Source organism: Nonomuraea composti (genome assembly GCF_012034275.1).
Lineage (GTDB): Bacteria > Actinomycetota > Actinomycetes > Streptosporangiales > Streptosporangiaceae > Nonomuraea > Nonomuraea composti.
The window spans coordinates 127757-140634 of the sequence record NZ_JAATEP010000021.1; the positions used below are offsets into that span (position 1 = coordinate 127757).

10 protein-coding genes are annotated in these 12878 nt (G+C 69.5%); 4 read left to right on the forward strand and 6 right to left on the reverse strand.

Annotation, left to right across the window (positions count from 1 at the left end):
- The first annotated feature begins 228 nt into the window (after positions 1–228).
- Positions 229–897: a ribosome hibernation-promoting factor, HPF/YfiA family gene (gene hpf, locus HCN51_RS28125; protein WP_080042855.1), complete on the forward strand. Its 669-nt coding sequence runs from the start codon at positions 229–231 to the stop codon at positions 895–897.
- Positions 898–1098: 201 nt separating this feature from the next.
- The gene (locus tag HCN51_RS28130; RefSeq protein ID WP_043620599.1) at positions 1099–1797 is read left to right on the forward strand and encodes a response regulator; all 699 of its coding nucleotides are present in this window, start codon (positions 1099–1101) and stop codon (positions 1795–1797) included.
- 662 nt (positions 1798–2459) lie between these two features.
- On the opposite strand, the gene HCN51_RS28135 is transcribed toward HCN51_RS28130, so the two are convergent.
- Positions 2460–3647 (reverse strand): winged helix-turn-helix domain-containing protein, encoded by a 1188-nt coding sequence (locus tag HCN51_RS28135; protein WP_168013215.1) that lies wholly within the window; start codon positions 3645–3647, stop codon positions 2460–2462.
- Positions 3648–4132: 485 nt separating this feature from the next.
- Positions 4133–4393: an HGxxPAAW family protein gene (locus tag HCN51_RS28140; protein WP_080042853.1), complete on the reverse strand. Its 261-nt coding sequence runs from the start codon at positions 4391–4393 to the stop codon at positions 4133–4135.
- A gap of 224 nt (positions 4394–4617) precedes the next feature.
- On the opposite strand from HCN51_RS28140, the gene secA reads away from it, so the two are divergent.
- On the forward strand, positions 4618–7407 hold the full coding sequence (gene secA / locus HCN51_RS28145; protein ID WP_080042852.1) for a preprotein translocase subunit SecA: 2790 nt from the start codon (positions 4618–4620) through the stop codon (positions 7405–7407).
- A gap of 170 nt (positions 7408–7577) precedes the next feature.
- Here the strand turns inward: secA and HCN51_RS28150 are convergent, their stop codons facing one another.
- The 4 genes from HCN51_RS28150 to HCN51_RS28165 form a co-directional block, all read right to left on the reverse strand.
- Positions 7578–7952, reverse strand: a complete 375-nt coding sequence (locus HCN51_RS28150; protein WP_168013216.1) for an Rv3235 family protein — start codon at positions 7950–7952, stop codon at positions 7578–7580.
- Between the two features lie 166 nt (positions 7953–8118).
- The gene (locus HCN51_RS28155; RefSeq protein ID WP_346433825.1) at positions 8119–9393 is read right to left on the reverse strand and encodes a PTS transporter subunit EIIC; all 1275 of its coding nucleotides are present in this window, start codon (positions 9391–9393) and stop codon (positions 8119–8121) included.
- Positions 9394–9469: 76 nt separating this feature from the next.
- Positions 9470–10738 carry a PTS transporter subunit EIIC gene (locus HCN51_RS28160; RefSeq protein WP_168013218.1) on the reverse strand — a complete coding sequence of 423 codons (1269 nt, stop codon included), beginning with the start codon at positions 10736–10738 and terminating at the stop codon, positions 9470–9472.
- 219 nt (positions 10739–10957) lie between these two features.
- Complete coding sequence (locus HCN51_RS28165; protein ID WP_346433826.1) at positions 10958–11698, reverse strand: GntR family transcriptional regulator; 741 nt, start codon at positions 11696–11698, stop codon at positions 10958–10960.
- A 124-nt stretch (positions 11699–11822) separates the two neighbouring features.
- Here HCN51_RS28165 and HCN51_RS28170 point away from each other — a divergent pair, with 124 nt between their 5' ends.
- Complete coding sequence (locus HCN51_RS28170; protein ID WP_080042849.1) at positions 11823–12857, forward strand: SIS domain-containing protein; 1035 nt, start codon at positions 11823–11825, stop codon at positions 12855–12857.
- Positions 12858–12878: the final 21 nt, after the last annotated feature.

The following is a 12878-nucleotide window of genomic DNA, read 5'->3' on the forward strand; positions in this document are numbered from 1 at the left end:
TGTCCCCCGTCAGGAGAGAAGGGCAGTAGTGGCAACAGAGCTGCGAAACCCTCAGCAGGCGGATGTGGGGTCGAAGACCAGGTCGGCCGGGCGGGTGCCTTCCGAGTTCCCGGTGACGCAACGTCGGAAGAGGGTAACGGTGACAGGAAGGCAGACAGAAGACCCCGTCCGACGTGCACGTCGTCGGGCGCTCTTGCTCAGTCGTTAGACCGAAAGGGGGGCTGTTGCATGGACATCATCGTCAAGGGCCGGCACACAGGAGTTAGTGATCGGTTCCGAGACCACGTGACGACCAAGCTGGCCAGGATCGAACGTCTGGACAACAAACTCATCCGAGTCGATGTGGAGGTGTCCAAGGAGCGTAATCCGCGCCTCGCCGACCAGCGCGAGCGCGTCGAGCTCACCATTCACTCCCGAGGGCCGGCCATCCGGGCCGAGGCCTCGGCCGACGACCGATTCGCAGCCCTCGATCTAGCCCTCGACAAGCTGGAAGGCCGCCTCAGGCGACTGGCCGACCGGCGCAAGGTCCACCACGGCAACCACTGCCCGCCCTCGGTGGCGGAGATCACCGCGACGCTTCCCGCCGCCACCGATCTGGCGCCCCGTACCCAGCCCGACGTCCCCAAGCAGGCCGAACCCGACGAAGACGAGCTGCAGCAGAAGAGCGACCAGCTCTACGACGACATCGTCCCGATCGAGATGGACGGCGACGGCCCGCTCATCGTCCGCGAGAAGTTCCACAGAGCCGAGCCGATGACCATCGACCAGGCCCTGCTCGAAATGGAGCTGGTCGGACACGACTTCTACCTGTTCCGTGACAAGGAGAGCGGCCAGCCGTGCGTCGTCTACAACAGACGCGGCTACAACTACGGCGTGTTGCGGCTCGTAGAGCCCTGATCGCGCGCTAAAAGATCTTCTCGACCACCCGAGAACCGCGGGTACGTGCCATCATGGCGGTGCAACGGCTCTGGCCCCCCGACGAGGAGGAGACGTGAGCGAGCTCAGTCAGGTAGGGATGAGCGAGCGAAGCGAGGCAATGGCAGGCGCGAAGCCGATCGTCATGAGGCTGGTCGTCACGAGGTCCGTCAAGGAGGCTTCGTGACCGAGTCTGGCGAGGCCCGCGCTCAGGCGAGCGAGCCGATCCGCGTGCTGATCGTCGACGATCACGAGCTGATCCGGCGGAGCCTGGCGTTGGCGCTGGCTGCCGAGCCCGACATCGAGGTGGTCGGTGAGGCGAGCGACGGGCAGGAGGCGGTCGAACTGGCCGATCGCCTCATGCCTGACGTCGCCCTCATGGACGTACGCATGCCCCGGCAGGACGGGATCGAGGCGACGAAGGGCATCAAGGCCTCCGTCCCCAGCACCCGCATCATCATGCTGACGGTCAGCGACGAGGAAGAGGACCTCTTCGAGGCCATCAAGGCAGGAGCCACCGGCTACCTGCTCAAGGACGTCCAGATCAACGACGTCCCCGCCGCGGTGCGCGGCGTGCACGAAGGCCAGTCGTTAATCAACCCGGCGATGGCGGCCAAGCTCATCAGCGAGTTCGCCAACATGAGCCGCAAGGAGGCCGAACGCCCGCCCCAGCTCCCCGTCCCCCGGCTGACCGACCGGGAGATGGAGGTGCTGCGGCTCGTCGCCAAGGGCATGAACAACCGGGAGATCGCCAAACAGCTCTTCATCTCCGAGAACACCGTGAAGAACCACGTCCGCAACATCCTCGACAAGCTACAGCTGCACTCGCGGATGGAGGCCGTGGTTTACGCGGTGCGGGAGCGCATGCTCGAGATCACCTGATCCCTCCACGCGCTCCCGCCTTCCCTCAAGGCGAACCCCGGCGTCGTGGGTGCGCGCCTTTGAAGTGGTCGCAGGCGCGCGTCACTCCGGTGGCGCCAGCACGCCATGATGCGCATCCCGCGCGGCCGGCCCCGTCACCGGGGCGCCTGTGCCTTCGAGACGGCCCGTGCTGTGGCCTTCACATGACGCGAGACGAGCCCTGCCCAGGCGCCTGTGTCTTCCCCAGGCGTGCCTGCGCCTCACTCCGGCCCCCGCTCGCGTGCACGACCCGGGACACGCCCCTGCACCAGGTGTGGCGAGCCCCCGCGTAGACTCCTGCGCCTTCTCCAAGACTTACCGGCGCCCTACTGCCGCGTAGGTCTCCGGCTCGGCCGTGCGGGTATCGAGCCCGGGCCGCCGCCTTGCGATCCCGCTGCCTTCGAGCACGTCGCGCGGCACGCACCGTACCTCGTGCGCAAGGACCTGCCCCGTGCCCGCGCACGCGAACGGGCCGCCCGCAACCGAGGGCGTGCGGCCCCTCGCCAAGCGTGTGCGTGCGACCCCAGCCAGGCGTGCGCCCGGCCCGAGCCGGCGCGTGTGAGGCTCGGGCACGAGCACGTGAGGTGGCTCGGCCACGTGAAGTGGCTCAGTCGCGTGACGTGACTCGGCCACTGTGAGGTGGCTCAGGTGCCGTTCAGGATGGGGAGCAGCTCCGGAGGGTCGGTGCGTTCGACGCGGACGGTGTCGCAGCCCACCCACTCGGCCGCCGACCACAGAGCCTCGCTCAGCGCGTCGGCCCACTTGGCGGGGGACAGGCCGGGCTCCAGGTGGACCTGCCTGGCCACCAGCGTGGAGCCCTCGCGGGCCGGGTCGACGCGGCCGATCAGGCGCCCGCCCGCCAGCACCGGCATCGTGAAGTAGCCGTGCACGCGCTTGTGCTTGGGGACGTAGAGCTCGAGCGTGTAGGTGAAGCCGAAGACGCGCTTCGTGCGCTCCCGGTGCCAGATCAGGGAGTCGAACGGTGACACGAGCGTGGTGCGGTGGCGGCCGCGCGGCTCGGATTCCAGACCGGCGGGGTCGGCCCAGGCGTTGCCCTGGCCCTTCTTGCCCGGCCAGCCGGCGACGGTCACGGGCACCAGGCCCGCCGCGCCGCTGAGCAGGACCTCGTCGAGGATCGCGGCGTGCCGGCCTCTGAGGCGAAGGAAGTCGAGCAGGTCGGTGCGGTTGGCCACGCCCAGGGAGCGGCCGGCGATGCCGGCCAGGCGTACGATGCACTCCTCGTCGGACAGGTCCTCGGCCAGGAGGTCGGCGGGGACCACACGCTCGGCCAGGTCGTAGACGCGGCGCCAGCCGACGCGGCGGCTGCACACCAGCTCGCCGATGTCGAGCAGCCACTCTAGGCCGATCTTGGAATCGGACCAGTCCCACCACGGGCCGCCGTTCTTGGCGCCGCCCACGTCGGACGTCGTCAGCGGGCCCGACTCGCGGACCTGGTCGAGCAGCTTGTCCACGTTGTCGGGCACCTCGTGCCAGCGGAACTTCCGCTCCCGGTAAGCCCGGCGGCGGAACGAGTAGAGCGGCCAGTGCTCGATGGGCAGGATGCAGGCGGCGTGACACCAGTACTCGAAACTTTGGGCCGGATCGTGCCAGTAGGCGCGCTCGACCTTCGACCGGCCCACCGCGCCCAGCCGGGCGTAGGCGACCAGCTCGTGCGACCGGGCCAGGACCGAGATCGTGTCGAGCTGCACGGCGCCCAGCCTGCGGAGCATGGCATGCACTCCGCCCTTACGCGCGTCGGCGCCGATGAGACCCTGGGCACGCAGGATGATCCGGCGGGCTTCGTCGGCGGACAACTCAGTCACACCGGTCATGCCCGCGCCTCCATATGGCGATGCATGCGAGCAATCTAGCGACGAGCACCGACAAATTCGGCCCCCACCCACCCCCGCCCCCCTCACACCGGGGGCGGGTGGGTGATGCCGGGCCATGCGAGGCGCGGCTGGAAGGGCGAGAGCGTGAGGCATGGGGCCCGAGACATGAGGTCGCGAACGGTGCCGGAGAGAGGTGCCATCGCGCGAATGGGGGCGACCGGCACCGGAGCACGAAGGGGCGGGGCACGAACGAGCAGCGTCCGGGCGCGGGGAAGGGGGCCCCGGGCGTGAATGGCGCGGCGCGCGGTGGCGCGGCGCGAAGCGCGAGGGGGCAAGTCGTGGGGGAACGCGCAGGGCGGGCGCGGGAGGCTGGGGACTGAGGTGCGTGGGCGCGAAAGGTGCCCGAGCGAGGTGCATGCGCGAGGGGGCGGGCATGGAAACGGCGGGCGGCCCGTCAGAGGGGCGCCCGCCGTAAGAAGCGTGTGCTAGCGGTGATCCTCAGCGCGCATGCCCACCCGCGGTGCGTCGATCACGACGTCGGTGAAGATGTCGAAGACGAGGGCGAGGATGCCGCCGACGACGAACAGACCGGCGCCGATCCAGACGAGCGTCCAGTTGGCGGCCGTCAGGCCGAAGCCGGCCACGACGGTGCCCACGAGCATCACCGTCACCGCGAGCCAGGAGGACGCGCGCCCGCCGTGGCTGCCGAGATTCTCCGTATGCTCCGACTTCTTCCCCTCAACCATGACAAATCCTTCCTTTGCCGGATATCCCGCTATTGGTGCGAGCCGGCTCTCCACCGGCATACCCTCTGCCTTGTCCCCATTCTCCCAGACGGGTTCTGCGCCCTCGTCGTCACGGTGGCTGTGTCTGGTTGCGGAACCGCCTACGATGGCTAACGGGGAAGTTTGTCTCGGCCTCTCCTCCTGGCGGCGCCGCCGGGGTAGACCTGCGAGGAGCTTTACATAAAGTGGCAGCCATTCTCGACAAGATCCTACGTGCCGGCGAAGGCAAGATCCTGCGCAAGCTCAAGCGGATCGCAGACCAGGTCAACTCCATCGAGGACGACTTCACGAGCCTGTCCGACGCGGAGTTGCGTGCGCTGACGGACGAGTTCAAGCAGCGCCATGCCGATGGCGAAAGCCTTGACGATCTGCTTCCCGAAGCGTTCGCGACCGTGCGCGAGGCGGCCCGCCGCGTGCTCGGCCAGCGGCCCTACGACGTGCAGATCATGGGCGGCGCGAACCTTCACATGGGCAACATCTCCGAGATGAAGACCGGTGAGGGCAAGACGCTGACCTGTACGCTGCCGTCCTACCTCAACGCGATCGCGGGCAAGGGCGTGCACGTCGTCACGGTCAACGACTACCTGGCCAAGCGTGACGCCGAGACCATGGGCCGCGTGCACCGCTTCCTCGGCCTCGAGGTCGGCTGCATCGTCTCCGGCCAGGCGCCCGACGAGCGCCGCAAGCAGTACGAAGCCGACATCACGTACGGCACGAACAACGAGTTCGGCTTCGACTACCTGCGCGACAACATGGCGTGGTCGCTCGACGAGTGCGTGCAGCGCGGGCACTTCTACGCGATCGTCGACGAGGTCGACTCGATCCTCATCGACGAGGCCCGTACGCCGCTGATCATCTCCGGCCCCGGCGAGCAGTCGGGCAAGTGGTACACCGAGTTCGCCAAGATCGTCCCCCGTCTGCGCAGGGGCGTCGAGGCGAAGAACCCGGGCGAGGAGAGCACCGGCGACTACATCGTCGACGAGAAGAAGCGCACGGTCGGCATCCTGGAGTCGGGCGTCGAGAAGGTCGAAGACTGGCTCGGCATCGACAACCTCTACAAGCCGGAGCACACCCACCTCGTCGGCTTCCTGAACAACGCGCTCAAGGCCAAGGAGCTGTTCAAGAAGGACAAGGACTACATCGTCGCCGACGGCGAGGTCCTGATCGTCGACGAGTTCACCGGCCGCATCCTGCACGGCCGCCGCTACAACGAGGGCATGCACCAGGCCATCGAGGCCAAAGAGGGCGTGAAGATCAAGGACGAGAACCAGACTCTCGCCACGGTCACGCTGCAAAACTACTTCCGTCTCTACAGCAAGCTGGCCGGCATGACCGGCACGGCGGCCACCGAGGCGAACGAGTTCCACCAGACGTACAAGCTGGGCGTCGTCCCGATCCCGACGAACCGCCCGATGATCCGCAAGGACCAGCCGGACGTCGTCTACAAGACCGAGGATGCCAAGTTCGACGCGGTCGTCGAGGACATCAAGGAGCGCTACGAGCGCGGCCAGCCGGTGCTGGTCGGCACCACCTCGGTGGAGAAGTCGGAGCGGCTGTCCAAGGCGCTCAAGCGGCGCGGCGTGCCGCACGAGGTGCTGAACGCGAAGAACCACGCGCGTGAGGCGTCGATCATCGCCGAGGCGGGCCGCAAGGGCGCCGTCACCGTCGCCACCAACATGGCCGGTCGCGGCACCGACATCATGCTCGGCGGCAACTCCGAGTTCCGCGCCGACCTCGAGCTGCGCCAGCGCGGCCTCGACCCGGTCGAGACGCCGGAGGAGTACGAGAAGGCCTACCCCGAGGCGCTGGAGAAGGCCAGGGCCGCGGTCAAGGCCGAGCACGACGAGGTCACCGAGCTGGGCGGCCTCTACGTCCTCGGCACCGAGCGGCACGAGTCGCGCCGCATCGACAACCAGCTCCGCGGTCGTTCCGGCCGTCAGGGCGACCCCGGCGAGTCGCGCTTCTACCTGTCGCTCGGCGACGACCTGATGCGCCTGTTCAACTCGGCCAGGGTCGAGATGATCATGACCAGGCTGCAGATCCCCGACGACCAGCCGATCGAGTCCGGCATCGTCTCCAAGGCCATCGCCTCCGCCCAGCACCAGGTCGAGCAGCAGAACTTCGAGATCCGCAAGGAAGTTCTGAAGTACGACGAGGTGATGGACCGCCAGCGCAAGGTCATCTACGCCGAGCGCCACCGCGTCCTGGAGGGCGCCGACCTGCACGAGCAGGTGCGCGGCTTCATCGGCGAGGTCATCGACGGCTACGTCGCGGGCGCCACGGCCGAGGGCTTCGCCGAGGAGTGGGACCTCGACAAGCTGTGGAAGGCGTTCGGCGAGCTCTACCCGGTCTCCGTCCGGATCGACGACCTCATCGAGGAGGCCGGCAGCCGCGAGGAGCTGACCGCCGAGCTCATCAGCGAGAAGATCAAGGCCGACGCGCTGGCCGCCTACGACCGGCGCGAGGAGGAGTTCGGCGCGGAGACCATGCGCGACCTGGAGCGCCGCGTGATCCTCTCCGTCCTCGACCGCAAGTGGCGCGAGCACCTCTACGAGATGGACTACCTGCGCGAAGGCATCGGCATGCGGGCCTACGCGCAGAAGGACCCCAAGATCGAGTACGCCCGCGAGGGCTTCGAGATGTTCGCCGCGATGCTCGAAGGCATCAAGGAGGACTCCGTCGGCTTCCTGTTCAACCTCGAGGTCGAGGTGCAGGAGAACCCGATCGTCGAGGAGGAGGACGCCGTCCTCGCCGAGACCCGCTCGATCATCGCCCGCGGCCTGCGCGGGCCCGAGCGGCCGGCCGAGCTGGAGTACTCCGCGCCCGGCGAGCAGGGCGAGGTCGAGCACGTCCGCGTCCGCACGACCCAGGCCGAGCGGGCGGCCTACGGCAACGTAGAGCGCAACGCGCCGTGCCCGTGCGGGTCGGGCAAGAAGTACAAGCGCTGCCACGGCGACCCGAAGAACGCCGCCTGACCCAGCAGCCAGGCCGGGTCTACGCGCCCGTGTCCACTCGAGGGCATCGAGTGGACACGGGCGCTGCTCGTTACCGAGGTCGCCGGCGGTTCCAGTGTGCTGCCGCCGCCCGGGCGAGTGTGGTCACAGGCCGAAAGAGGGTGCGGCGGCGGCCGGGATTTCGGTGTTGATCATGCCGTTTCGAATTCGGTGCACAGCCATTGGCTGCCGTGGCGTTCCAGGCGGAGGGCGAGCACGTGGTTGCGGTCGCCGCAGTGGACGAGCGCGCACATTTCGATGGCGCCGTCCCGGGGCTGCTTCATATGGACGCTCCCGGTGAACGGCGGCCTGTTGGCGTGTATCATTTGGCCCGCGCGGACCAGGGCCTGGTAGGCGCGGTCGGTGAATCGGTCCGCCAGGATCTGGGGCGGGCGGCGGCCGGCCAGCACCTCTGCCAGGGCCTGGGTCAGGTGGCGCAGCTTGCGCTCGTCCGGTTGGGCGCCTGGCGGCCCCCACGTCAAGGGGGCCAGGGCCAGCGCGCCGTCGATCCCGATCTCCGGGGACATGGGCTCCTCCGATGCTCTGCGTCGAAAAAAGAGTTGATATAAGGAGTTTTCGGCTGGGCTCAGGAATACAAAGGGCGCCGACTTGTGTGCCGGGCGGCGAAAATCATCCATTCTTGTGGAGAATGTCGGGCGGGCCGGAGGGGTTTCGGCCGGGGGTGGGAAGGGTTTAGGGCTCGCGGCCGGGGGTCGGGAGGTCGAGCCGGCGGATCAGCACGGTGAACAGCGCGTAGTAGAGCAGCAGGTACGCCAGTCCGAACGCGATGATCCAGCCGAGGCCGTGCGTGTTGGACTTGCTGGCGTTCAGGAGCAGGTCGATGGCGCCGCCGGAAAAGGTGAAGCCGAGCCGGGCGCCGAGCGCGGCCATCAGGGCCATGGACAGGCCGGTCAGCAGGGCATGGGCGGCGAAGAGGGCGGGCGCGACGAAGATGAACGCGAACTCCAGCGGCTCCGTGATGCCCGTGACGAAGGCCGTCAGCCCGGCCGAGAGCAGGATGCCGCCGACGGGTTTCCTGCGTTCGGGAGGGGCGGCCCGCCACATCGCCAGCGCGGCCCCCAGCAGGCCGAACATCATGACGGGGAAGAAGCCCGTCATGAAGATGCCGGCCCCTTGCTCGCCGGCGAAGTAGCAGTTGAGGTCGCCGGCCGCGTCCCGGGTGGCGCCGTTCACGCCCGCGTGGCACTCGGGCAGGGTGAACCAGACGATCGTGTTGAGCACGTGGTGCAGGCCGATGGGGATGAGCAGGCGGTTGGCCATCCCGTAGATGCCGGTCCCGGCCGTGCCGTGGGCCGAGAGCCAGTCGCCCGCCTGCGCGAGCCAGTCGCCGACCGGCCGCCACGCGAGGCCGAACAGCACGCCGAGGAGCAGGGCGGCCACGGCGGTGATGATCGGGACGGAGCGGCGTCCGCCGAAGAAGGCCAGCCAGGACGGCGGCTTGACGCGGTGGAAGCGCTGCCAGAGGAGGGCGGCCGTGAGGCCGACGAGGATGCCGCCGAGGACGCCGGTGGGGTTCGGGGCGCCCCGGTCGAGGGCGGGGACGCCGCGCTGGAGGAGCACGGTGACCTTGTCGTGGACGGCGCCGTGCCCGGCGTCGAAGAAGAGGATCTTGGTGACGTGGTCGAAGACGAGGTAGCCGACCAGGGCCGCGAGCGCGGTGGAGCCGTCGGACTTGCGGGCGAAGCCGATCGCGACGCCGACGGCGAACAGCAGCGGCAGGTTGTCGAACAGGGCGCCGCCCGCCGCCGCCATGACGTTGGCCACGGGCAGGAGCCAGGGGAGCGTCCCGCCGAGGCCGTCGGCGCCGAGCAGGTCGTCCTGGCCGAAGCGGTAGAGCAGCCCGGCGGCGGGCAGCACCGCGATCGGCATCATGAGCGAGCGGCCGATGCGTTGCAGCACGGAGAAGGCCGACGACAGGCGGGACGGCGGCGGGGCCTGGTCCTGCACGGTCACCCCCCACGTGCGCGGTTACGTGGGGGTTCGCACCCTTACTACCCTGGGCTCGATCGCCGGGAACCCGCGCCTAGGTCTCGCCTGAGTCGAGATCGGGCTCGGGTTCGCGTCCTGGCGTCATGATGTCGAGCCGGCGGATCAGGAACGTGAACACGACGTAGTAGATCACGCCGTAGACCAGGCCCAGGGCCAGGATGCCGGGCAGGTTCTCGGTGTTGGACTTGCTGGCGTTCAGGAGCAGGTCGAGCAGGCCGGCGGAGAAGCCGAAGCCGAGCTGCCCGCCGATCAGCGTGGTCAGCGCCATCGCCAGGCCCGTCAGGATGGCGTGCACGACCAGCAGCAGCGGCGCCACGAAGATGAACGCGAACTCGATCGGCTCCGTGATGCCCGTGACGAACGAGGCCAGCGCCGCCGACAGCATGATGCCGCCCACGGTGGCGCGCCGGTGCGCGGGGGCGGCCCGCCACATGGCCAGGGCGGCGGCCGGCAGGGCGAACATCATGACGGGGAAGAACCCCGCCATGAACTGGCCGGAGTGCGGGGCGCCGGCGAAGTAGCAGTTCCAGTCCCCGCCGAGCACCTGGCCGCCGACGTCGCACTGCGGCACCACGTACCAGACGACGGAGTTGACGAAGTGGTGCAGGCCGAGCGGGATGAGCAGGCGGTTGATCAGGCCGTAGATGCCGGTGCCGACGGGGCCGATGGCGGCCAGGGCCTCGCCGGCGTGGCGGATCCACTCGCCGATCACCGGCCACAGCCAGCCGAAGACCACGCCCATGAGCAGGGCCACGATGGAGGTGATGATGGGCACGAAGCGCCGGCCGCCGAAGAAGGCCAGCCAGGACGGCAGCTTGATGCGGTGGAAGCGCTGCCACAGGAGCGCCGCGACCAGGCCGATGACGATGCCGCCGAGCACCTTCGTGGGGTTCTGGATGCCGTTGTCGACGATCTCCCTGATGCCGTGGGGCTCGACGACCTTGACGGCGACGGTGTCCTTGATGTCGGAGCCGAAGAACATGGCCTTGGTGACGCGGTCGAAGACGAGGTAGCCGACCACGGCGGCCAGCGCGGTGGAGCCGTCGGACTTGCGGGCGAAGCCGATCGCGACGCCGACGGCGAACAGCAGCGGCAGGTTGTCGAACAGGGCCGCCCCGGCGGCGGCCAGCACGTGGGCGACCTCGTTCATCCAGGCCATCCCGGCGACGTCGGCCAGGCCGCCCGGCTCGGCGCCGTTGGAGCCGAGCATGTCGGGCTGGCCGAAGCGTTGCAGCAGGGCGGCGGCGGGCAGGGCGGCGATGGGCAGCATGAGGGAGCGGCCGAGCCGCTGGAGCACGGTCATCACGCGAGCGAACGGCGAGGGCCGGGCGGCGGTGGCTGGAGAGGTCTCGTTCACGGGTTCGTTCGCCTGTGGAAGCGCGGGTTCGGGAGCGTGCTCATTCGCGTGCTCGTTCGCGTGCTCGTTCACCGGGCGGTCCTCCGAGGCGTGGAAGTGCCGGGAGTCATGGAGGGGCGCCACACCCGGCTCGGCCTGGTCCGGTGGGGCGTCAGGGGTGCGGCCTCAGCCGCGCCTGGAGGGCATTTCGAGGCTGGTGCGCAGCTGGTAGCGGTCGGCGCGGTAGGTGGACACGCCCAGCTCCGCGCAGACCCCGCCGGAGAACGACCGGCGCTGCAGCAGCAGCACGGCCCCGCCGCGCGGCAGCTTCAGCAGGTCGGCGTCGCTCGGGTCGGCGATGCCGCCGTCGATGGCCAGCTCCCCGGCGTCCATGACGAGCCCGTAGCGCCGCTCCAGCAGCTCGTACAGGGACCGGTCGGACAGGTCGTGGTCGGCGAGGTCGGGGGCGAGCTTGACCGGGATGTGGGCCCGTTCGATGGACAGCGGCTCGCCGTCGGCGGTGCGCAGGCGCTCGATGAAGTGCACCTCCTCGCCCGGCGGGATGCCCAGCTCCTTGGCCAGGTGGGCGCTGGCCCGCACGATGCGGCGATCGAGGTCGCGGGAGCCGGGGATCATGCCGCGCGCCCGCATGTCGTCGGTGAACGACGTGAGCTGGAGCGCCAGCTCGATCTTCGGCCGGGCGACGAACGTGCCCTTGCCGGGCACCCGGTGCAGCCGGCCTTCGGACACGAGGTGGTCGACGGCCTGCCGCACGGTCATCCTGGACAGGCCGAAGCGCTGGCAGAGCTCGCGCTCGGACGGGATGGCCGCGCCGATGCCGAACTCGTCGCTGTCGATGAGGTCCAGCAGGATCTCGCGAAGCTGGAAGTACTTGGGCACCGGGCTGTCCGGATCGATGTGCGCCACGGATCCTCCCCTCGTCTCTCTCTGGGCCATGGGCTATGGTTCGTACTGGTCTAGTCCGGACTAGACCACATGTCGCGAAAGACGGTCAAGTCTGAACCGTAATGACCCGAGGGATGAGCCGAAGATGACCACCAAGATGCGCAGCGAGATCGCCGAGCAGCCGACCGCGCTGCGGGCCACGCTCGACTCCCTGCTCCCCAAGATCGGCGAGATCCAGGCCATGGGCGAGCGGACCCGCCAGTTGCTGTTCATCGCGCGCGGCACCTCCGACAACGCAGCAGTGTACGGGCGTTACCTGGTGGAATCGCACGCCGGACGCCTGTCCGCGCTGGCCGCCCCGTCGATCGCGACCACGTACAAGCGCAAGCTCGACCTCGACGGCGTGCTGGCCGTGGCCATCTCGCAGTCGGGCCGCACCGAGGAGATCGTCGAGACGCTGGCCTGGGCGAAGGACTGCGGGGCGCGCACCGTCGGCGTCACGAACGGCGGCGCGGACAGCCCGCTGGCGCAGGCCGCCGACGTGGCCCTGTGCACGGTGGCGGGCGAGGAGAAGGCCGTGCCCGCGACGAAGACGTACACGACGCAGCTCGCCGCGCTGGCCGTGCTCGCGATCGGGCTGGGCGCCGACGTCGACGCCGACGAGCTGCGGCGGGTGCCCGACGCGGTGGAGAAGCTGATCGCGGAGCCCGGCGACATCGAGGCCGTCGTCGAGGGGCTCGCGGACAAGCCGGGCGTGGTCGTGTCCGGGCGCGGCCTGGCGTTCTCGACCGCGCTGGAGACCGCGCTCAAGCTCAAGGAGGCCTGCTACCTGCACGCCATGGGCCTGTCGTACGCCGACCTGCTGCACGGCCCCATCGCCGTGGTGGACGCCGACACGCCGGCGCTGCTGGTGGCCGCCGAGCACAGCCCGACCCTCCAGGGGACGATCGCGCTGGCCGAGCGGGTGGTGGCCGCGGGCGCGGCGGCGTACACGATCGGCGGGGGCACGGCGCTCGCGCAGGCGGGCACGGCCGCGCTGAACGGCCCCGACCTGCCCGAGTGGCTGGCCCCGATGGGCCTGATCGTTCCCGGGCAGCTGCTCACCGAGGCGCTGGCCCGCAGGCTCGGCATCGACCCCGACGCGCCGCGCGGCCTGAACAAGGTCACCCAGACCGACTGATCTAGCCTGGTCAGAGTGCTA